General features: G+C 39.9%; 20 protein-coding genes. 18 read left to right on the forward strand and 2 right to left on the reverse strand.

All coding sequences use genetic code 11. The features are described from left to right. Window positions 1-104 precede the first annotated feature (104 nt). The 14 genes from argC (at window position 105) to AC0VYJ_RS11170 (ending at window position 16,799) form a co-directional block, all read left to right on the forward strand. Window positions 105-1,163 (forward strand): N-acetyl-gamma-glutamyl-phosphate reductase, encoded by a 1,059-nt coding sequence (argC, locus tag AC0VYJ_RS11105; protein WP_475367376.1) that lies wholly within the window; start codon window positions 105-107, stop codon window positions 1,161-1,163. Between the two features lie 27 nt (window positions 1,164-1,190). Beyond that, complete coding sequence (gene argJ, locus AC0VYJ_RS11110) at window positions 1,191-2,423, forward strand: bifunctional glutamate N-acetyltransferase/amino-acid acetyltransferase ArgJ (protein WP_475367377.1); 1,233 nt, start codon at window positions 1,191-1,193, stop codon at window positions 2,421-2,423. Then, entirely contained in the window at window positions 2,386-3,219 is an 834-nt protein-coding gene (gene argB, locus AC0VYJ_RS11115; RefSeq protein WP_475367378.1) for an acetylglutamate kinase, read from the forward strand. Before argJ ends, argB begins: the two co-directional genes overlap by 38 nt. Further along, a complete protein-coding gene (locus AC0VYJ_RS11120) occupies window positions 3,210-4,382 on the forward strand; it encodes an acetylornithine transaminase (protein ID WP_475367379.1) in 1,173 nt (390 codons plus the stop codon). The genes argB and AC0VYJ_RS11120 overlap by 10 nt, the downstream gene beginning before the upstream one ends. Then, window positions 4,379-5,452, forward strand: a complete 1,074-nt coding sequence (locus tag AC0VYJ_RS11125) for a carbamoyl phosphate synthase small subunit (RefSeq protein ID WP_475367380.1) — start codon at window positions 4,379-4,381, stop codon at window positions 5,450-5,452. The genes AC0VYJ_RS11120 and AC0VYJ_RS11125 overlap by 4 nt, the downstream gene beginning before the upstream one ends. Next, window positions 5,439-8,639 carry a carbamoyl-phosphate synthase (glutamine-hydrolyzing) large subunit gene (carB, locus tag AC0VYJ_RS11130; protein ID WP_475367381.1) on the forward strand — a complete coding sequence of 1,067 codons (3,201 nt, stop codon included), beginning with the start codon at window positions 5,439-5,441 and terminating at the stop codon, window positions 8,637-8,639. Before AC0VYJ_RS11125 ends, carB begins: the two co-directional genes overlap by 14 nt. A 4-nt stretch (window positions 8,640-8,643) precedes the next feature. Then, window positions 8,644-9,612, forward strand: coding sequence for an ornithine carbamoyltransferase (argF, locus tag AC0VYJ_RS11135; RefSeq protein WP_475367382.1), 969 nt, complete (start codon window positions 8,644-8,646; stop codon window positions 9,610-9,612). A 70-nt stretch (window positions 9,613-9,682) separates the two neighbouring features. Continuing rightward, window positions 9,683-10,894, forward strand: a complete 1,212-nt coding sequence (locus tag AC0VYJ_RS11140; protein WP_475367383.1) for an argininosuccinate synthase — start codon at window positions 9,683-9,685, stop codon at window positions 10,892-10,894. A gap of 12 nt (window positions 10,895-10,906) precedes the next feature. Beyond that, entirely contained in the window at window positions 10,907-12,289 is a 1,383-nt protein-coding gene (gene argH / locus AC0VYJ_RS11145; protein ID WP_475367384.1) for an argininosuccinate lyase, read from the forward strand. A 321-nt stretch (window positions 12,290-12,610) separates the two neighbouring features. Further along, window positions 12,611-12,748, forward strand: coding sequence for a hypothetical protein (locus AC0VYJ_RS11150; RefSeq protein WP_475367385.1), 138 nt, complete (start codon window positions 12,611-12,613; stop codon window positions 12,746-12,748). A 122-nt stretch (window positions 12,749-12,870) separates the two neighbouring features. Further along, the gene (locus AC0VYJ_RS11155; protein ID WP_475367386.1) at window positions 12,871-13,740 is read left to right on the forward strand and encodes a patatin-like phospholipase family protein; all 870 of its coding nucleotides are present in this window, start codon (window positions 12,871-12,873) and stop codon (window positions 13,738-13,740) included. 73 nt (window positions 13,741-13,813) lie between these two features. Next, window positions 13,814-15,262 (forward strand): aldehyde dehydrogenase, encoded by a 1,449-nt coding sequence (gene aldA, locus AC0VYJ_RS11160; RefSeq protein ID WP_475367387.1) that lies wholly within the window; start codon window positions 13,814-13,816, stop codon window positions 15,260-15,262. A gap of 104 nt (window positions 15,263-15,366) precedes the next feature. Next, on the forward strand, window positions 15,367-16,482 hold the full coding sequence (locus tag AC0VYJ_RS11165; protein ID WP_475367388.1) for an aminopeptidase: 1,116 nt from the start codon (window positions 15,367-15,369) through the stop codon (window positions 16,480-16,482). Between the two features lie 110 nt (window positions 16,483-16,592). Then, on the forward strand, window positions 16,593-16,799 hold the full coding sequence (locus AC0VYJ_RS11170; protein WP_098443633.1) for a hypothetical protein: 207 nt from the start codon (window positions 16,593-16,595) through the stop codon (window positions 16,797-16,799). 75 nt (window positions 16,800-16,874) lie between these two features. Here the strand turns inward: AC0VYJ_RS11170 and AC0VYJ_RS11175 are convergent, their stop codons facing one another. Continuing rightward, complete coding sequence (locus AC0VYJ_RS11175; protein WP_475367389.1) at window positions 16,875-17,570, reverse strand: Crp/Fnr family transcriptional regulator; 696 nt, start codon at window positions 17,568-17,570, stop codon at window positions 16,875-16,877. 95 nt (window positions 17,571-17,665) lie between these two features. Between AC0VYJ_RS11175 and AC0VYJ_RS11180 the strand changes: the two genes are divergently transcribed. The 4 genes from AC0VYJ_RS11180 (at window position 17,666) to AC0VYJ_RS11195 (ending at window position 20,797) form a co-directional block, all read left to right on the forward strand. Beyond that, entirely contained in the window at window positions 17,666-17,881 is a 216-nt protein-coding gene (locus AC0VYJ_RS11180) for a glutaredoxin family protein (RefSeq protein ID WP_475367390.1), read from the forward strand. A gap of 269 nt (window positions 17,882-18,150) precedes the next feature. Then, window positions 18,151-19,437 carry an ergothioneine biosynthesis protein EgtB gene (egtB, locus tag AC0VYJ_RS11185; RefSeq protein ID WP_475367391.1) on the forward strand — a complete coding sequence of 429 codons (1,287 nt, stop codon included), beginning with the start codon at window positions 18,151-18,153 and terminating at the stop codon, window positions 19,435-19,437. Further along, on the forward strand, window positions 19,434-20,405 hold the full coding sequence (gene egtD / locus AC0VYJ_RS11190; RefSeq protein WP_475367392.1) for an L-histidine N(alpha)-methyltransferase: 972 nt from the start codon (window positions 19,434-19,436) through the stop codon (window positions 20,403-20,405). The genes egtB and egtD overlap by 4 nt, the downstream gene beginning before the upstream one ends. Before the next feature lie 77 nt (window positions 20,406-20,482). After that, window positions 20,483-20,797 (forward strand): thioredoxin family protein, encoded by a 315-nt coding sequence (locus tag AC0VYJ_RS11195; RefSeq protein ID WP_194221634.1) that lies wholly within the window; start codon window positions 20,483-20,485, stop codon window positions 20,795-20,797. A gap of 32 nt (window positions 20,798-20,829) precedes the next feature. Here the strand turns inward: AC0VYJ_RS11195 and AC0VYJ_RS11200 are convergent, their stop codons facing one another. After that, entirely contained in the window at window positions 20,830-21,060 is a 231-nt protein-coding gene (locus AC0VYJ_RS11200; RefSeq protein ID WP_475367393.1) for a hypothetical protein, read from the reverse strand. Window positions 21,061-21,245: the final 185 nt, after the last annotated feature.

Below are 21,245 nucleotides of genomic sequence, written 5' to 3' on the forward strand. Positions count from 1 at the left end.
AAGTTGCGCTTGTTAATACGTTGTGACAAATTCATAAATTTGAAAAAATAATAAAAAACCTGTTGTATATATATACTTATATATGTATAATCATTCAATAAGCAATGAAAGAGGGAGTGGAAATAGTGAAAGCAAGTATAGTCGGTGCTAGCGGATATAGCGGCCTTGAATTAATTCGCTTATTGCTTAGTCACCCTGAAGTAGAAATTAATACAATTGTATCTCCATCTAACGCAGGAACAAATGTCCATGATGTTTTCCCACATCTCACGAATATACAAGTAAGTCAGTTTGAAGCACTTGATGCAGAGAAGCTTGCTTCCGAGTCAGATGTTATCTTCTTCGCAACACCAGCTGGCGTGAGCAGTCAATCTGTTCCTTCACTACTAAATACGGGTGTTCCAATGATCGATTTATCCGGAGACTTCCGATTAAAGAGTGGAGATTTATATGAAAAGTGGTATAACCATTCATCTCCACCAGAAGGAGCTTTGGAAGAAGCGGTATATGGATTATCAGAATACTATTCAGAAGACATTAAATCCGCAAATTTAATTGCCAATCCAGGATGCTATCCGACGGCAACGCTACTAGGTATTCTTCCAATTATTCAAAAAGGATGGGCTGATCCATCGTCTTTAATCATAGATGGAAAGTCGGGACTTTCAGGCGCAGGACGTAAAACGAGTCTGACAGCCCATTACTCTGAAGTTAATGAAAATGTATCAGCTTATAAACTTGGCAAACATCAGCATATCCCTGAAATAGAACAAGTCATTTCGAATCAAATCGGTGAAAATGTAAATGTATCATTCTCTACTCACCTCGTCCCGCTTACAAGAGGGATGATGTGCAGCATGTATGTCAATCTATCTCATGATCGATCCGAAGCAGAAGTGATTGATCTTTACCAATCAATCTATGAAGATCATCCTTTTATTCGCGTGATGCCTGAAGGGAAATGGCCCTCCACAAAAGGTGTTTCCGGTTCTAACTACTGTGATATTGGTCTTTCTGTAGATCCGAGAACAAATCGCTTAACGATCATCTCGGTGATTGACAATTTGATGAAAGGTGCTGCTGGTCAAGCGGTACAAAATATGAATCTACGATTTGGCTATTCTGAGACAGCAGGTCTTAGTTTATCTCCAGTATTTCCATAAATCTACTAAACGAAAGGGTTGAATGCTTTGGCAACATCGACTGTAAGTGAGGAACTTTTTTCAATCGTAAAAGAGGGCACAGTTACTTCTCCTAAAGGATTTCAAGCTGGTGGGTTTCATGCAGGTTTAAAACGAAAGCGTAAAGATCTTGGCTGGATTAAATCGGTTGTACCAGCGAATGCTGCAGGAGTGTTTACAATGAATACTTTCCAGGCACCGCCATTAAAAGTGACAAAAGAAAGTTTAGTAGATGGAAAACTTCAAGGCCTAGTTGTTAATTCGGGAAACGCCAATGCGTTTACAGGAAAGAAAGGCCTTGAGGACGCATATGAAATGCGAAAACAATTCGCAACTGTGATGGGTCTAAAAGAAACGGAAACGGCTGTTACTTCGACGGGGGTCATTGGGGAGTATTTGCCCATGGAAGCCATTATCAAAGGGATTCATCACATTCCAAGCTATGCAGAAAAAACGAGTGGCACCGATTTTGCTGAAGCGATCGTTACGACAGATACAATGACAAAACAGGTAGCCGTAACGTGTCAGATTGATGGAAAAGACATCACCATTGGTGGTGCTGCAAAGGGATCAGGAATGATCAAGCCAAACATGGCCACGATGCTGGCTTTTGTAACGACCGATGCAGAAGTAGAAAATAACGCTCTTCAGTCCGCATTAAGCTCTGTGACTGACACGACTTATAACATGATCACAGTTGACGGTGAAACGAGTACAAATGATATGGTCCTTCTTCTAGCAAATGGTCAGGCGGAGAATGAAGCGTTATCAGAAAGTCATCCTGAGTGGCAAACGTTCTTAAGTTCACTAGAGTATGTTTGTCAACAGTTAGCGAAATTGATCGCTAAAGATGGCGAAGGGGCTACAAAACTCGTTGAAGTTCACGTAAAAGGTGCTCAAACAGAAACCGGTGCGAAAGCCATTGCCAAATCTGTTGTAGGTTCTAGTTTAGTAAAAACAGCCATATATGGAACCGATGCAAACTGGGGACGTATTGTATGTGCTATTGGGTACAGTGGTGAATCTGTTCAAGAAGATTCTCTTTCCATATCACTTGGACCCATTAAAGTAGTGGATTATGGTATAACAACGGAATTTAGTGAGGAAGAGGCAAAAACCTATTTAGAAAACGAGAACATTCATATCTATATTGATTTGCATAACGGTAATGAAGAAGCAACGGCATGGGGGTGTGACCTTTCTTATGATTATGTCAGAATCAATGCCTCCTACAGAACATAATCAAAAGTATTTTGTTATTAAATGTGGTGGAAGTATATTAAATCAGCTTCCAGAATCATTTTACCTTGACCTAGTAGCTATGAAAAAACAAGGATATCATCCGGTACTCGTTCATGGTGGAGGCCCTGAAATCTCAAGGATGCTTGATAAACTATCAATTCAGACAACATTTGTCGATGGACTACGTGTCACAACAGAGGAGATGGTCGATACAGTTGAAATGGTACTGAGCGGTAAGGTGAATAAACAGCTCGTGCGGAAGATCCACCATGCAGGAGCGAAAGCCATTGGCATTAGTGGCGTAGACGGCAAGCTGTTTACATGCAAACAGTCTAATGAATCACTCGGCCGTGTTGGGGAAGTCATCCATGTAGATAAATCACTAATTGAACAACTCTCTCAAGCTGGGTACATACCTATTATCTCACCAATCAGTACGGATGAATCTTTCGAACCTCTTAATATTAATGGGGATGAAGCCGCATCAGCTGTCGCTCAGGCGCTGCGTGCAGATATTTGTCTCGTTAGCGATACACCGGGTGTGTATGAAGAAATTGATGGGCAAAAAGTTATTTTCAGAACGCTAGATGAGCCAAAAATAACAAGTTTAATAGAAAAAGGCACGATTATTGGTGGAATGATCCCTAAAGTGAAAGGAGCGATTGCCGCTCTTTCGGATAAAGTCTCCTCGGTAATTATTGTTGATGGTCGAGAAGAGAATGCCCTGCTAAAAGCAGTCGTACATGAACCTGTTGGAACGCGAATTGTTCGAAAGGAGTCTTTAGAATGTCACTAACTGAAACGTCACAAACAAGCATCATGCAAACATATAATCGACTTCCGATTACTGCCGTTAAAGGTGAAGGAAGCTTCCTATATAGTGAAGACGGAACAAAATATCTAGATTTTACTTCCGGAATTGCCACATGTAATCTTGGTCATCAACCAGAAGCGATCAAAAAAGCTGTATCAGATCAGTTAAATCTCCTCTGGCATTGCTCGAATTTATACCATATCCCAAAACAGCAGGAACTCGCTGACGTGTTAACGGCGGAAAGCTGTTTTGACCAGGTGTTCTTCTGTAATAGTGGTACGGAAGCGAATGAAGCAGCGATTAAGCTCGTTCGAAAATGGAGCGGTAAAGAAACAATTGCAACGTTCACAAAGTCCTTCCATGGAAGAACGCTAGGTTCCCTTTCCGCTACAGCTCAACCAAACCTTCAAGATGGATTTGGCTCTATGCTTCCTGGTTTTGAATATTTTCCTTACAACGATTCTGATCGTTTATCAGAAATCGAGGAACTAAAACCAGCAGCCGTCATGTTAGAGCTCGTCCAGGGAGAAGGAGGCGTTCGTCCAGCAGATCAGGAGTGGATTTCGGAGCTTGTGTCGATTTGTAAATCGAACAATATTCTTATCGTCGTTGATGAAGTGCAAACCGGGATGGGCCGAACCGGAACGCTATTTGCTCATGAGCAATATGGGTTTGAACCAGATATTATGACGCTTGCAAAAGGGTTAGGTTCAGGATTCCCGATTGGTGCGATGCTTGCGAAGGAAAGCGTAGCGCCAACATTTGGTCCAGGAACTCACGGAAGTACATTTGGGGGAAATCCACTTGCTTCTGCCGCTGCAACTTCGACGGTAAAAGAGATTGTTTCTTTACTTAACAACGCAAAAGAAATGGGAGACATGCTTATAAATGAATTAAAAAGTTTGTCGGAGCAGTACAATTCCATTAATGAAGTGAGGGGACTAGGTTTACTTCTAGGAATTGAAGTGGCGGATGCCGCGCCTTTTGTTAGTAAGCTTAGAGAAAAAGACGTTCTGGTTTTAAGTGCAGGACCTAACGTCATTCGCATTCTTCCACCTCTTAATGTGAGTAAGAAGGAAGTAGAGCAATTTTTGGAGAAGCTAACCGACGTTTTTAAGTCAACTGAAGGGGAGGATAAGGCATGAAAAAGGGCTATCTTGTATTAGAAAACGGAGCAGTATTTGAAGGCGATCTAATAGGGGCTTTAGAAGCTTCTGGTGAAGTTGTTTTCAATACAAGCATGACTGGATATCAAGAGATTGTATCTGATCCTTCTTACGCCGGGCAAATCATCGTCTTCTGTTACCCACAAATCGGTAACTATGGAATAAATAAACTTGATAGTGAAAGTGAACACCTTCATCTTCACGGTGTTGTTACAGGAGAGCAGTGTGAGGAACCTAGTCATTATTTAGCAACAGGTTCCTTCTCAAATGGTTTATTACAGAATGAAATTCCTTCTTTAACAGGTGTAGACACACGAGCCCTCGTTAAAATGCTACGGGATTATGGAACAATGAAAGGACAGATAACGGCTGAATTTCCTAGTAACAACGTTGAATGGAAATCAGAGAAATCTTTTGTTCCAAATGTATCAGTAAAAGAAAAATCACATTATCCAGGTGAGGGACCACATATCGTGCTAATGGACTACGGGTATAAGAAATCAATTCTTACGTCCCTTCAATCTCTTGGTTGTGCTGTAACAATCATGCCATTTAATACAACTTTTGAGGAAGTTGTTAACCTACAACCAGACGGAGTGGTGTTAAGTAATGGTCCTGGAGATCCTGAAGCATTATCTGCAACTTTTAAAACGATCCGGCTTATTAGTGAAAAATATCCAACATTCGGGATTTGTCTTGGTCATCAGCTTCTCGCTCTTGCACACGGGGCGTCCACTCGAAAGCTAACATTTGGACATCGGGGGTCGAATCACACGGTGAAGCATTTGGAGACGGGGAAAGTGTTTATCACCTCCCAAAACCATGGTTATGAAGTCGTACAGGAGACCTTAGAAGATACAGGGTTTGCGCTTACTTTTGTTAATTTAAATGATGGAACCGTTGAAGGATTAAAACATCAACATTACAACATTCAATCGGTGCAATTCCATCCTGAAGCACATGCGGGACCATCTGATACAGCTTTTTTATTCGATGAATTTATGCACCAGATTACGAGAACAGGAGACCAGCATTATGCCTTTACGTAAAGAGTTAAAAAAAGTTGTCATTTTAGGATCTGGCCCTATTGTCATTGGTCAGGCAGCGGAATTTGATTATGCAGGTACACAGGCGTGCCTGGCGCTAAAAGAAGAGGGGATTGAGGTAGTTTTAATAAATAGCAATCCAGCCACCATTATGACGGATTCATCAATCGCGGATCATGTTTATATGGAACCAATGACGCTTCCTTATGTAGAGGAAATCCTCAAAAAAGAAAAGCCTGATGGCATCATTGGCACACTGGGTGGTCAAACAGGTTTAAATCTTGTCGTACAGCTTTATGAAAAAGGAATTCTAGAAAAGTTGAATGTGGAACTTCTTGGCACCTCTGTTGAATCTATTCAAAATGGGGAAGACCGTGAGAAGTTTAGACAGCTCATGCTTGATATTGGCGAACCAGTACCTGAGTCGAAAATTGCCGTGACAAGGGAAGAGGCATTAACATTCGCTCGAGAAATTGGCTATCCGATTATGGTTCGCCCAGCCTATACAATGGGTGGTGAAGGCGGTGGATTTGCAGCTGATGACAACGCCTTGCTTGAAATTGTTGATCGTGGCCTTTCCTTAAGTCCTATTCACCAGGTACTCATTGAAAAAAGCATGCTTGGTTGGAAAGAAATCGAATATGAAGTGATGCGTGACGAAAACGATACGTGCATGATCGTCTGTAACATGGAAAATATGGATCCTGTTGGAATTCATACAGGGGATTCGATTGTTGTTGCACCATCTCAGACGCTGAATGATTACCAATACCAGATGCTACGAAACGTTTCGTTGAAAGTGATTCGTGCCATTGACGTTATTGGTGGTTGTAATATTCAAATTGGATTAAACCCTGAATCAAACGATTATTACATCATTGAGGTGAATCCGCGGGTAAGTCGTTCGTCTGCATTAGCTTCTAAAGCTACTGGCTATCCGATTGCACGTATGGCTGCAAAATGTGCCATTGGCTTTACATTAGATGAGCTTCCAAATCCAATTACAGGTAATACGTATGCAGCATTCGAACCTGCCCTTGATTATTTAGTTGTCAAAATACCGAGGTTCCCATTTGATAAGTTTCCTGAAGGTGATCGCGTACTCGGAACGCAGATGAAAGCAACTGGAGAAGTGATGGCAATTGATCGAAGTTTTGAAGGTGCTTTAAACAAAGCTGTTCGATCTCTAGAGAGTGGTCATCAATCATTAACAGGCTTATATGAAGAGGTAAGTCAAGAGTATTTAAATGAACAGCTAATGACGCCAACAGATGAAAGACTTTTTTTAATTAGTGAAGCTTTTCGAAGAGGTTATTCTGTAGAGGACATCAAATCACTTACAGCCATTGATAGCTGGTTTCTTCATAAGGTGAAGCGAATTGTGGAAGCGGAAGTAAAGATAATGAATCAAACCGATCTTTCTGAAGAATTATTGATTCATGTTAAGCAATTAAACGTTAGTGATGCTTACATTTCGAAAGTAACTGGAAAAACGATCGATTCGATCATGAGTATGAGTAAAGAAGCTGGCATTCAGAGGGGAATGAAGCAAGTTGATACGTGTGCAGGGGAGTTTGAAGCCATCACGCCTTATTTCTACTCTACGTATTTAGGGAGCGATGAGATGGAGCAGATCAATGAGCCAGGCATCCTCGTTCTTGGTTCAGGGCCCATTCGAATCGGGCAAGGTGTGGAGTTTGACTATTGCTCCGTTCACGCGACACAAGCAGTGAAGAAGTTAGGCTATCGTGCGATTGTTATGAATAATAACCCAGAAACGGTTAGTACAGATTATAGCGTTGCCGATCGTCTTTACTTTGAACCGCTCTCACTTGAAGATGTTCTTGCGGTTATCGAAAAGGAACATATTATAGGAGTGGCCGTACAATTTGGTGGTCAAACAGCTGTTAATTTAGCGGAAGAGTTGCACGAGCGCGGAGTTCCAATCCTCGGAACACCTGTTGAGAACATTAATAAAGTTGAGGACCGAGATCAATTTTATCAATTGTTGGATTCTCTTTCGATTCCTTATATTGAAGGGAAAATGGCTTACAAGCCAGATGAAATGGAGGAGCTTGCCGCAGAGTTAGGATTCCCGATCATTGTAAGACCTTCCTATGTGATAGGCGGACAAAACATGTTTATCTTCCGTCATATGGATGAATTGAAACGGTATACGCAAAAATTAGAGAGCAGTTCAAAGAAAATGTGGCCATTCCTTCTCGACCGCTTTGTGGAAGGAATTGAATGTGAGGTCGATGTGATTTGCGACGGAGAATCAATCGCCATTCCTGGCATTATGGAGCACCTTGAACGAGCGGGCGTTCATTCTGGAGATAGCACAGCGATTTATCCACCTGTATCCATTACAGAGAAGCAGAAAGAAACGATTACGATGTATTCTGAAAAGCTCTCTCAAGCGCTCGAATGTCGAGGGTTAATGAATATTCAATTTGTCATCGATCAAGGCATCATTTATGTTCTTGAAATTAATCCAAGATCTTCGAGAACGGTACCCGTTATCAGTAAAGTAACGAACATTCCAATGGTTGAATGGGCGATTAAAGCGCAATTGCAAAGTAACTCATTAGAAGCAACGGGATTATTAGAAGAGAAGCCTTATTACACTGTGAAGTTTCCTATCTTCTCAAATGGAAAGTTAAAAAACGTTGACCATGTGCTTGGACCAGAGATGAAGTCTACAGGAGAAGTTCTTGCTATGGCAAAAACATCGGAAGAAGCATTAAGAAAAGCGATTGTACCAACATGGGATCCGAATAAGCTACCTTCTTCCATCCTATGTTCAATTAGTGAAGAGCATAAAGAAGCTGCATGTGATGTACTAATGAAGCTTAAAGAAAAAGGTGTAAAAATATACGCAACATCTGGAACAGCCAAATTGTTAAATGACAAAGGCATCCAATCAACCGTGATAAAAAAAGATTTAGATGAAATTGAGACGCTAATGAAAGAAGAGCTAAGCGCAGTTGTATCGATTCCGACAATCGGCAGAGAAAAAGAACGCTCTGGATTTCAAATGCGCGCACTCGCCACACGATATAAAATTCCATGTTTTACGCATCTTGACACGCTTCAGTTATTGGTCTTAGAAGGATCGAAGACACTTGAAGTCAACAGTCTAGCGCATTGGCACCAAATGAAAGAAACTCCAATCGGGCAGGAAGGATGATTGAATGATGCAGTCGGTAAAAACGCAAAATGAAATCGCAGAAGGAATGAAGGGGAAAGATTTTCTATCGATCGCTGAACTTAGCAGTGAGGAGATTCATTATCTTTTGCAAGAAGCTGAACAGTTGAAAAAACTTCAAAAAGAAGGGATTCCTCATGGAGAATTAAAAGGAAAGGTGCTTGGGATGATCTTCGAAAAGTCATCAACAAGAACGCGTGTATCATTTGAAGTAGCGATGCTTCAGCTTGGCGGGCATGCTTTGTTTCTTAGTTCGAAAGACATTCAGCTTGGAAGAGGTGAGACGGTTGAAGACACCGCTAATGTGCTAGCAGGGTACCTTGACGGAGTAATGATTCGAACGTTTGGCCATGAGACGATTGAACGTTTTGCGAAAGCTTCTTCCGTTCCTGTTATTAACGGATTAACAGATACACATCATCCAGCACAAATTCTTGCTGATTTACTAACGATTATCGAGCATAAAGGTCATTTAAGTGGATTGAAAGCAGCTTATTTTGGAGATGGGAACAATGTGGCTCATTCACTTATTGAAGGGGCAGCGAAAGTGGGCATGAATTTCACGATCGCCTGTCCAGCAGGGTATGAACCAGATGAAGAGATCGTAGCGAAAGCGAACGAAGTAGCGAAAACAAATGGTTCGGTCATTGAAGTAACCGCTGATCCCCTTGCAGCTGCTAAGGATGCGGATGTTTTGATTACCGATGTGTGGGCGAGTATGGGGCAAGAAGACGAGCAAGCTGAACGCGAGGGCGTTTTCGAACCTTATCAGGTGAATGAGGAGTTATGCATAAATGCTGATGAAAATTACATCTTTATGCATTGCCTTCCAGCGCATAGAGGAGAAGAGGTTACAGCGGAAATTATCGATGGCTCTCATTCAGTTGTATACCAGGAAGCAGAGAATCGTCTTCACGCTCAAAAAGCACTTTTGAAACTTTTATTAAAAAGTTAAATTTTTTTCGTGCAATTTGAATAAATATACGTTATCATAGATATTAATACAAAGATAAGGAGTGGATGACATGGCAAAAGAGAAAATCATTCTTGCTTATTCCGGAGGACTTGATACCTCCATTTCGATAAAATGGTTAGAAGAAAAATATGGATACGAGGTTATTGCTCTTGGACTTGACGTAGGTGAAGGGAAAGATCTAGAGTCGATCAAGGAAAAGGCACTGAATGTGGGTGCCTCAAAAGCTTATATGATTGAAGCGAAAGAACTTCTTGCTGAGAATTATCTTTTACCCGCATTAAAAGCAAATGCATTATACGAAGGGAAATACCCGCTATCCTCAGCACTGTCACGTCCCCTCATTTCAAAGCTTCTCGTTGAAGCGGCTGAACGTGAAGGAGCTACGGCAGTGGCACATGGATGTACAGGAAAAGGAAATGATCAGGTTCGCTTTGAAGTATCGATTCAAGCGTTGAATCCGGACTTGAAAGTGATCGCTCCTGTTCGTGAATGGGGAATGACGCGTGATGAACAGATTGCTTACGCACAAGAAAAAGGGATCCCGGTTCCAGTTAAACTTGATAATCCATTTTCAATTGATGCCAACATTTGGGGACGTGCATGTGAGGCTGGTGTACTTGAAGATCCGTGGGCTGAGGCTCCAGAAGCCGCATTCGATTGGACAGCACCAATTCACCTAACACCTGATGAGCCGGAATACATTGAAATTGATTTTGTAGAAGGCTGCCCAACAGCACTTAATGGCCAAAAGATTGGGCTAGTTGATCTTATTGAGAAGTTAAATGAAATCGGCGGCGTCCACGGTATTGGACGTATTGATCATATTGAAAATCGCCTTGTTGGGATTAAATCCAGAGAAGTATATGAAAATCCAGGCGCGCTCATTTTGATTAACGCTCATAAAGAACTAGAATTTCTAACACATACTCGTGAAGTATCACAGTTCAAAACGACGATTGATCAGCAGCTTTCAAAACTGATCTATGATGGTCTATGGTATTCACCACTTCGTCAGGCGCTTGAAGGGTTCATTAACGAAACCCAGAAAGTAGTAAGTGGGAAGATTCGTCTTAAATTACACAAAGGGTCAAACACAGTAGTTGGACGTAAGTCAGAAAACTCTCTCTATAACGAACAACTTGCAACATATCTTAAAGGTGATCTCTTTGATCATGACGCTGCAGTTGGATTCATTAAACTATGGGGATTACCTACAAAAGTGAATGCGGAAGTGCATAAGAAACAAAAAGTAACTCAATAAGGAGATGTTAGTGTGTCTAAGCTATGGGGTGGACGCTTTACGAAAGAAACGAATAAGCTTGTAGAAGAATATACAGCTTCGATCCAGTATGATAAAGAACTAGCAGAAGAAGATATCGAAGGCAGTCTGGCCCATGTTCAGATGCTTAGTGAATGCGGAGTGATTAGTTCCTCGGACATGGAAGAAATCAAGCGAGGCTTACACGTTGTTCTTGAGAACATTCAGAATGGAACGTTTGAATACGATGTATCTCACGAAGACATTCATATGAACATTGAAAAAGCACTCATTGATGAAATAGGACCTGTTGGAGGAAAGCTGCATACCGGTAGAAGTCGTAATGACCAGGTTGCAACGGATATGCATATGTACCTTATAAAAAAGGTTAACCATTTTATTTCACATATCGAAGAGGTTCAGCAGGCGATTCTAAGCCAGGCTGAATCTCATGTTGAAACTGTTTTACCAGGTTATACACATTTGCAGCGTGCTCAACCCGTATCATTTGCTCATCATATGCTAGCGTATTTCTGGATGTTTGAACGTGACAAGGAAAGGTTTCAAGACAGCTTAAAGAGAACGAGTATGTTACCGCTTGGTGCAGGCGCACTAGCTGGAACAACCTTTCCGATTGATCGTCATCGCACGGCAGAACTGTTAGGTTTTGACGCCGTTTATCCGAATAGCATGGACGCTGTTAGTGATCGTGATTTTATTGTTGAGTTTCTTTCAAATGCTTCCATGCTTATGATGCACATGTCCCGTTTGTCGGAAGAAATGGTGATCTGGAGCAGTCAGGAATTCCAATTTATCGAACTAGACGATTCTTTCTGTACGGGATCGAGTATTATGCCACAGAAAAAGAATCCGGATGTTCCTGAACTTCTTCGTGCGAAAACAGGTCGTGTTTACGGGAATTTGTTTAGCTTGTTAACGGTATTAAAGGGACTACCGCTTGCTTATAACAAAGACATGCAGGAAGACAAGGAAGGCATGTTTGATACAGCTAAGACGCTTGATGGCGCTCTTCAACTTTTGGCGCCTATGATTGAAACAATGACAGTACAGACAGAAAACATGAAGCAAGCAGTTAATGAAGATTACTCTAATGCAACCGATATTGCGGATTACCTTGTGAATAAAGGAATGACGTTCCGCGAGTCACATGAAGTCATTGGAAAAATTGTTCTTTACGGTATCGAGAGAAAGAAATTTTTACTTGATCTTACAATGGAAGAATTTAAATCATTTACGCCATTATTTGAAGAAGATGTTTTTGAAGTGCTTAAGCCTGCTAATGTGATGAATGCAAGAAAAAGCTATGGAGGTACGTCGCCAGAGCAAATCGCAATTCAGATTAGTTTAGCACATCAGCATGTGAAAGAAAATGCATAAAGGGCCCTATCCGATAGGATAAGACCCTCATGAAGAAGGAAGTTATTAGCGTTTGCTAAACAAGCGATGGGGTAGAACGGTAGTTGTCTTTTGGAGACACCTCTTTCTAATGAAAGTTGTTAGAGCCTTGTTTTACCAACAGAGTAGTTCAACGCGACCATCTCCTTAAAAGCTTCCGTTTTCCTTATGCACTTTTGGTCTTCCCTCTTCACTAATTATCATAGCCACTTTCATCTGGTTCTATACATGTTCATTTCACTTTCTTACGGATACTTTTTTTCCGTAAGTGGGAGAATATGAAGAGATGAAAGGAGGGGTAAGATGGGCCGAGGAAAGGCATTTGATCATAAGAAAAAAGGTATGGAACGTGAACGACCTAAAACAGCAGATCAAACAAAGTTCCCTCAAGAAGCATCAACAGGGCATAAAACAATTCAGAATGAAGAACGCGAAGAATAAAGGAAGCTTCCTGCACTGGCAGGGAGCTTTTTACTTTTGACGAGTAACTAAGCTTGCTTTCTTGAGGTTCATTTACAACTCCAGTAAAATTAACTATAGATGATTGAAAAGGGGACTTTTAAATGAATTCAGTAGGTCTTGTACTAGAAGGCGGAGGGATGAGAGGCGTTTATACGGCAGGCGTTTTAGAGTATATGATGGAGCACGATTTGTATTTTCCTTACGTGATTGGCGTATCTGCTGGTGCTTGTAATGCAGCTTCATACCTCTCTAGGCAAAATGGAAGGAACCGCACAGTACTTATTGATTACGTGAACCATCCAGAATACATTTCATACAAAAATTTATTTCGTAAAAAACAGCTGTTTGGTATGGACTTGATCTTTAATGAAATTCCTTCTACTCATGTGCCCTTCGATTTTGAGGCATTTCAGAATGCTACTGAGCAATTTGTTATTGGCACAACAGACATCTCTACTGGAAAACCTTATTACTTTAATAAGAAAGATGATGGTGAACAGATTCTTTCGATTCTAAGAGCATCGAGCTCATTACCATTTATGGCGCCGCCCGTTCAAATTAATAATCGTTTTCATCTCGATGGGGGTATTACAGATCCGATTCCTGTTCAAAAATCGGAAGCCGATGGCAATAAAAGTCATGTCGTCGTTTTGACCCGTAATGAAGGATATCGAAAGCAGAAATCAAAGTTATCATGGATGATCCAACGTCTTTATCGGAAAAATCCTGCGCTCGCACAAGCCATTACAAAGCGATATATTCATTACAATCAAACACTTGATCATATAGAAGCAAATCGGGAAAATTATTTTATCATTCAACCTTCCACACCTCTTGAAGTAGCACGGATAGAAAAGTCACAGCTTCGTCTCACGACTTTATACAATCAAGGATATGAAGAGATGAAAAGGCATCATAAAGAACTAGAAGATTGGCTTGAGAAGAGGGAGTTAGCGAAAGAACCTGTTTGAATGTGTGATCATATGTTTAAGAATATAACTAACTTGGGAACAGTTCTCCAACACTATGTAGGAGGTCTTTCAAGTGAAAAGCTATCAACTATACATTAACGGTGAATTTACAAACAGTCATTCAGAAGAAATGCTCGAAGTGATCAATCCAGCTACAGAAGAAGTGATTTCACGAATTCCGAAAAGTGATGAGAATGACGTGCAGCGTGCAATTGAAGCCGCTAAAGCTTCCCAAAGAGATTGGGAAAAGAAACCTTCAATTGAACGAGCTGATTACTTATATAAGATTGCAAATAAAATTGAAGAGAAAAAAGAAGCTTTTATTAACATGTTGACTGAAGAAAATGGTAAAACAGTAGATGCTTCAAAGGCAGAAGTAGACCTAACGATTGATTACTTCCGCTATATGGCAGGTTGGGCAAGACGATATGAAGGAGAAGTACTCCCAAGTGATCGCCCGAATGAGAATATTCTTGTATTCAAAAAGCCGATCGGAATCGTTGGGGGTATTGTGCCATGGAACTTCCCAATGTTTATCTTTGCTCGGAAGGTAGCACCAGCGTTTGTCACAGGCTGTCCGATTATTATTAAGCCAAGTCAATATACGCCAAATACAGCATGTGAGCTAGCAAGTATTATCCATGAAATCGGCGTCCCTAAAGGAGTATTTAGCTTAGTTACCGGTAAAGGTTCAGACATTGGTACGCCACTTGCTTCTTCACCAGACGTGCAAATGATTAGTTTAACAGGAAGTTATCCGGCAGGTTCAAAAGTGATGGAAGCGGCTGCTAAAAACATTACAAAAGTGAATCTTGAGCTTGGTGGCAAAGCGCCAGCGATCGTAACGAAACATGCGAACGTTGACTTAGCCGTTGAGAAGATTACGACATCTCGTATAACAAACAATGGTCAGGCTTGTACAAATGCAGAACGTGTATATGTGCATGAAGATGTAGCCGAAGAATTCATCTCGAAAATTACTAATACTTTTAAGAATACAAAAGTAGGGGACTCTTTAAACGAAGATGGATGTGACATAGGTCCACTTGCGAACAAACAGCAAATCGATTCTGTCGAAGAAATGGTGAATAATGCAGTGAAAGCTGGTGCTGTTGTGAAAACAGGTGGGAAGCGTGTAGATCGGGACAAAGGCTTTTTCTTTGAACCTACTGTTCTGACTGATGTATCCCAGGATATGAATGTTATCCAAGAAGAGATTTTCGGACCAGTCTTACCGATTGTTGTATATAGCGATTTTGACAAAGTTCTAGAAATGGCTAACGATACTCATTATGGACTATCTTCATCGATCTTTAGTGATAACATGCACGAAGTGATGAAAGCATCGAACGTCCTTCGTTATGGTGAAACTTATGTGAATCGTGAGAACTTTGAAGCGGTGCAAGGGTTCCATGCAGGTATGGGACAATCAGGTATCGGTGGTGCAGATGGCAAACATGGTCTTAATGAATATCTTAAGACACACGTAATCTATATGGAGTACGATCAAGATATCAAATAAGAAAACCGGGCGTATGCCCGGTTTTCTAATGTTTGAAGAAACTCCGGTATAGAGCGTATAATAGAAAAGGTTAAGAATATTAATTTGATGAAAAGAGGGAGAATATGTTTGATTCTCGTATTATAGAGTTTGCAGAGAAACTTGTGCAGTATTCTACAAAAATTCAACAAGGTGAACATGTCTTGATTGAAGCCTTTGATGTGAATAATTCATTAGTGCGGAGTATTGTAAAAGAAGTACATAAAGCAGGTGGCTTTCCTCATGTGAATTTAAGAGATAATCAAGTTCTTCGTGAGCTATTGATGAATGCCACAGAAGAACAAATTACAGAATGGGCTGAAATCGACTTAAATCAAATGGAGAAAATGGATGCGTATATTGGCATTCGCGGTTCTGAGAACATTAATGAACTTTCTGACGTTCCTGAAGCGAAAATGGCTCTCTATAATCAGATTTACAAAACAAAAGTTCACAGCAACCAACGTGTAAAACAAACGAAATGGGTTGTGATGAGATATCCTAATGAATCAATGGCACAGCTATCAGGTATGAGTACAGAAGCATTTGAAGATTTCTATTTCAATGTTTGTACAATGGATTACGCAAAAATGAGTGAGGCGATGGATGCCCTTGTTGAGCGTATGAACAAAGCTGACGAAGTCCGAATCGTCTCCCCGGATACAAATTTAAGTTTTTCTATTAAAGATATTCCAGCTGTAAAATGTGCGGGTGAACTTAACATACCTGATGGAGAAGTATTTACGGCACCTGTAAAAGATAGCGTCAATGGCGTCATTACGTATAATACACCTTCTCCTTATAACGGTTTTGTGTTTGAAAACGTCCAGCTTACTTTTGAAAACGGAAAAGTGATTGATGCAGTTGCAAACGATACAGAAAGACTTAATCAAATTCTCGACACGGACGAAGGTGCACGATATATCGGAGAATTCGCTATCGGCGTCAATCCTTTCATTCGTGAGCCAATGAAAGATATTCTCTTTGATGAGAAAATCGATGGATCTTTCCATTTCACCCCAGGACAAGCCTATGATGAGGCACCAAACGGCAACGATTCTTCCGTTCATTGGGATCTTGTTTTAATCCAACGTCCGGAATATGGTGGCGGGCAAATCTGGTTTGATGATGAGTTAATTCGCAAAGATGGCAAGTTTGTCCCTGAAGCACTTCAAGTGTTAAATCCAGAGAATCTAAAATAAAGAAGAGAAACGCATCCATTGGATGCGTTTTTTCGTACAGATGACCAATCACATTTTCAGTTCTTTGAATATAAATAAAGAAAACTACTTAAGACAGGAAGTGCCTTCCAATGGAAATACATTGTGATGGATGTACGAAGGAGATGAGAGACTGGGAAACCATTCATATGGTGAAGTTCGATAAATGGTATGTTGGTCATTTCAACTGTTTATTGAACTTGAAAAAAAAATTAAATCTCAATAGACCGATTAAGTGGGATAAACTAGAAGGAAAAAAGGATAACCAGAAAGACTCAGATGGAAAAACTGCAAATTAGATCGAGGGGCAAGAAAAGACGCTAATGAAACTTAGCGTCTTTTCTTGTGAAGAGGATATCTGATGTCTCTGCTTCTTATTCTCCGTTTTCTTCCATGTAGGATATTGCCTGTTCTGCATGGATCGCAAATGTTAGCGGCGTTTTTTTTATGTAGCCAGCTTTTTTAAGTTCGCTAATCGTGGCGCTCACTGTTTCTCTTGTGGAACCGATCATCGTAGCGATATCATAATGCGTTAACTTAATATCAATGGTTTGCCATTCATTTTTTCTTTTACCAAATTTTTCGCTGAGTTTCATTAAAAGCGATAGGATTCGATATTTTACACTTCTAAGCGCCAGGTTTTCACTCATTTCATAGATTTCTTTTAAACGAGATGAAAGAATTTCAATGAATTTTATGGCGAGCTTGGGGTTTTCGGAAATAAGTTCTTCAAATTGATCTTTACCGATGACGCAGACATATACGTCAGACATGGCTTCCGCATATACGGAATCATCATTGAGAGAGAAACTAGATGTTTCACCGAATATGTTGCCGTCTCCTAGAAGGTCAACAGTTAATTGTTTACCTGCAGCGTTAGAGCGAAAGAGACGTACTGTTCCTTTTTTTAAAAGGAAGAGGGCTTTCATCGGTTTTTCGGGCCCCAGTATGACCGTTCCTTTTTTTAAAGGTTGCATGTCACTTACACGATCAATTTGTATTAAGTCATTCATTTCGAGTTCTTCAAATAAGTTGATCTGAGATAACATTGTTAATTTATCTATTTTCATCACCTTCATTCATGTCAAAGTAGTTGTACTCCGTAAGTTAGCTTACATCATTTTATCTATTTTATCACTTATACTAGACTATGTTAGGAGGTTAGATGTCTAACATGGAACAGATTACATTATTTACGATTACAAGTTGTATCGATTGTTATAAAATGAAACAGCATCTAAAGGTAAAAAGCATCCCGTTTGAAGAAGTCAATTTAATGGAACAGCCGGATCGACAGGATGAACTCATTAAAGTTGCTGGGGAATTTGTTGTACCTTTTCTTGTAGGAGGAAAGGAAGCTCTTTCTTTGGAAGACCTTTAATAGCCAAGCAATAATGAGAGGAATAATATAGAGCACGCATTAAATAAGGTGTTACGAATGCTAGATTCACATCTCCAATACTTTTCCTGTTATTAGAGGAAGAGAAAAGCAATTGTTGGATACAGAGGACATTCTCCTAACGACACAGGACTTTAAAGATATATTAAATGTTCTCTTCGAAACAGGAATATGTCTTTAAATGTTTAATTTAGTTAAAACTAGGGTAAAACTTTATGTTCATAAATTATAAAGATTTTGGGGAGGAACTTATGGTACAACAATCCATTCAATTAAACGAATTACGAAAACAATTGCTTCATGCTTATGAAGCAACACGCACAATGACGAACACCTTAGTGGAACCACTTGAAACGGAGGATTTCACTATTCAATCGATTCCAGATGTAAGTCCTCCCAAATGGCACATGGCCCACACAACGTGGTTTTTTGAAACGTTTATTCTGAAAGAATACTGTGAAAATTACAAGTCGTTTCACGAAGAATTCGAATACTTATTTAACTCTTACTATGAAAGTGTAGGAAGTTATTTCCCTCGCCATGCAAGAGGCTTGCTGAGCAGGCCAAGTATAGATAAAGTTAGAAGCTATCGATCTGATATTGATGAAGAAATGGTTACTCTTATTCAAGAAATTGACGATAGTAAACTTCACCAAGTTGCCGATTTAGTAGAAATCGGATTGAATCACGAGCAACAGCATCAAGAGCTTTTAATGACAGACATTAAATATAATTTTTCCATTAATCCATTGAAACCCGTCTACCGTTCACTTGAGGTTAATTCTAAAGAAAAAGCTACACCATTAGAGTGGATCTCATTTGAGGGAGGGCTGATTGAAACGGGTATAAATGAAGATGATGGTTTTTCTTTTGATAATGAACGTCCAATACATAAATCTTGGCTTGAGCCATTTAAGTTAGCGACTAGAACAGTAACGAACGGGGAATATCTTGCGTTTATTAAAGCTAGTGGTTATAAAGAAGCGACCTACTGGTTATCAGATGGTTGGGCAACAGTAAAGAAAGAAAATTGGCAAGCACCGTTGCATTGGGTTGAAAAGGATGGGGAGTGGTATACCTTTACGCTTCATGGGTTAGTTCCACTAAATATAGAAGAACCTGTTACACATATTAGCTACTACGAAGCTGAAGCATATGCAAGCTTTGTAGGTAAAAGACTTCCTTCTGAGTCCGAATGGGAACTTGCAGTTCGCGATCAGCCGATTGCGGGTAATTTTGTTGAAGATGGCATCTATCATCCCGTCGCATCGGTCAAGAAAAATGAAGGTATAATTAAAAAAGCCTATGGAGATGTGTGGGAATGGACGAAAAGTCCTTATATGCCTTACCCAGGTAATAAACCGCTTGACGGGGCGTTGGGTGAGTATAATGCAAAATTCATGAGCAGTCAGATGATTCTAAGAGGCGGATCATGTGTTACCTCCGTATCTCATATTCGTCCCACTTATCGAAATTTCTTTGGTCCAGATAAACGCTGGCAATTTACCGGCATTCGTCTTGCAGATGATGAGCTATGATAAAAACTTCGCCAAGTATTCAGCTAGTTGATCTTTTACCAGAACAATCTGATCGACTTCAAGAAGTTTTAAAGGGATTGACAGCTCCTAATAAGAAGCTTGAGCCTAAATTTCTTTATGATCAATATGGATCTGAGCTATTTGAAGAAATCACACAGCTAGAAGAATATTATCCGACTCGAACGGAACTTGGAATAATGGAAGAGTCTCTTGATGATATTCTTGCTTACATTGGCGAAGAATCTAGGGTTATTGAATTTGGAAGTGGGGCAAGTCGCAAAATCAGACTTCTTCTTGAATCTGGATTGATTCAAGAATATAGTCCTATTGATATATCGAAAACATTTTTGAAAGAGTCTGCAGCACAATTGGCATTTGATTATCCTACCATTAAAATTACTGGTATTGTTGCGGATTATACAAATGCCTTTCATCTGCCGGAACATCTGCTTGATCCTTCTAAAAAAAAGACGGTCTTTTTTCCCGGTTCTACAATCGGTAATTTTGAGAAGCAAGAAGCAGAAAGGTTTTTATCAAGAATTTCGAGTACACTATCAAGTAATGATGGATTATTAATTGGAGTTGATCTAAAGAAATCACCATCTCTTCTGCATCGTGCTTATAATGATAGCAAGGGAGTAACTGCAAAGTTTAATTTAAACATGCTTCGTCATTTGAATCTTTCGTTAGGGGCGAATTTCTCCCTAGATCAGTTTGAGCATTACGCCTATTATAATGCTAATCTGGGAAGGGTTGAGATGCATCTTGTCAGTATGCTAGAGCAAATGGTGACCGTTGGTGATCAACATATCCATTTTGAGAACCATGAAACGATTCATACGGAGAATTCCTATAAATATAGTCTAGAGGAATTTAAACTGTTAGCAGAGAATTCAGGTTTCACATCAATGAAAACATGGACTGATCAAGAACAGCTTTTCAGTTTGCACTATCTTAGTGTGAAATAACGTAATCTTTCTTACAGACATTCAATGATTATTTCGATATAATTGTTAATGAAGATATAGGTGAAGGAGAGATAATCATGAAGAAGATTGAAACAGCTGATTCTTATCAGTCATTCATTAACAATAATGACGTATCCATTCTAAAATATGAAGCTAACTGGTGCCCGGATTGCAAGCGCCTTGACTTTTTTATTGATGATATAATGAATGCTCATCATGAAAAACAATGGGCTCAAATCGATATTGAACAATTCCCTGAAATTACAGAGGAAAATGATGTTATGGGTATCCCGAGCCTTCTTGTCTATAAAGACGGCAAAAAGATTGGTCACTTGCATAGTGCGAATACCAAAAATCCAGATCAGGTGAAAGAATATTTAAGTCAATTCTAAACAAAAGAGAAGGTTGCGAAGGCAACCTTCTTTTATTTTGTTAGAACATATTCAATGGAGCCGTCGATTAATGAATGAACAAATGCAACTGTATATCCAATGCTAAGGTAAGTAGAAAGTGTCTCACTACAATGGGGATGTAATGGTTCTGTTGGGGCATGAAGACTTTTATACATGGTTTTTACGGTACTAGAGGTGGGTTCACAACGAAGTAGTACAACATGTTTGCCGCTCCAGGCGGTACTAATATGATTTCTCTGCATATCACTCTTCCTTTGTGAAAAATATATTCAGGGAATACAGTTAGGATATGAGTGAAATCCTAGGATGTTAGAAATAGAAATGAAAATTTAAAAATATTTTGAATTTTCATCAGATAACTGGTATATTAGTAGCATATAACGTCAAACTTCTCGATAATCGCATTTATTCACTAAAAAGTTGTGTG

It is taken from the genome of Anaerobacillus sp. 63XJN7_5_ISO-PGPR-S23-430, from assembly GCF_056173695.1.

Excerpts from the sequence above, each read along its gene's own strand:
- AC0VYJ_RS11200 (WP_475367393.1), bottom strand. The coding sequence starts at position 21,060 with ATGCAGAGAAATCATATTAGTACCGCCTGGAGCGGCAAACATGTTGTA.
- AC0VYJ_RS11180 (WP_475367390.1), top strand. The coding sequence starts at position 17,666 with ATGTCTAACATGGAACAGATTACATTATTTACGATTACAAGTTGTATC.
- argC (WP_475367376.1), top strand. The coding sequence starts at position 105 with ATGAAAGAGGGAGTGGAAATAGTGAAAGCAAGTATAGTCGGTGCTAGC.
- AC0VYJ_RS11195 (WP_194221634.1), top strand. The coding sequence starts at position 20,483 with ATGAAGAAGATTGAAACAGCTGATTCTTATCAGTCATTCATTAACAAT.
- AC0VYJ_RS11125 (WP_475367380.1), top strand. The coding sequence starts at position 4,379 with ATGAAAAAGGGCTATCTTGTATTAGAAAACGGAGCAGTATTTGAAGGC.
- AC0VYJ_RS11150 (WP_475367385.1), top strand. The coding sequence starts at position 12,611 with ATGGGCCGAGGAAAGGCATTTGATCATAAGAAAAAAGGTATGGAACGT.
- AC0VYJ_RS11155 (WP_475367386.1), top strand. The coding sequence starts at position 12,871 with ATGAATTCAGTAGGTCTTGTACTAGAAGGCGGAGGGATGAGAGGCGTT.
- AC0VYJ_RS11140 (WP_475367383.1), top strand. The coding sequence starts at position 9,683 with ATGGCAAAAGAGAAAATCATTCTTGCTTATTCCGGAGGACTTGATACC.
- AC0VYJ_RS11165 (WP_475367388.1), top strand. The coding sequence starts at position 15,367 with ATGTTTGATTCTCGTATTATAGAGTTTGCAGAGAAACTTGTGCAGTAT.
- argF (WP_475367382.1), top strand. The coding sequence starts at position 8,644 with ATGATGCAGTCGGTAAAAACGCAAAATGAAATCGCAGAAGGAATGAAG.
- egtB (WP_475367391.1), top strand. The coding sequence starts at position 18,151 with ATGGTACAACAATCCATTCAATTAAACGAATTACGAAAACAATTGCTT.
- AC0VYJ_RS11175 (WP_475367389.1), bottom strand. The coding sequence starts at position 17,570 with ATGAAAATAGATAAATTAACAATGTTATCTCAGATCAACTTATTTGAA.
- carB (WP_475367381.1), top strand. The coding sequence starts at position 5,439 with ATGCCTTTACGTAAAGAGTTAAAAAAAGTTGTCATTTTAGGATCTGGC.
- egtD (WP_475367392.1), top strand. The coding sequence starts at position 19,434 with ATGATAAAAACTTCGCCAAGTATTCAGCTAGTTGATCTTTTACCAGAA.
- AC0VYJ_RS11170 (WP_098443633.1), top strand. The coding sequence starts at position 16,593 with ATGGAAATACATTGTGATGGATGTACGAAGGAGATGAGAGACTGGGAA.
- argB (WP_475367378.1), top strand. The coding sequence starts at position 2,386 with ATGATTATGTCAGAATCAATGCCTCCTACAGAACATAATCAAAAGTAT.
- AC0VYJ_RS11120 (WP_475367379.1), top strand. The coding sequence starts at position 3,210 with ATGTCACTAACTGAAACGTCACAAACAAGCATCATGCAAACATATAAT.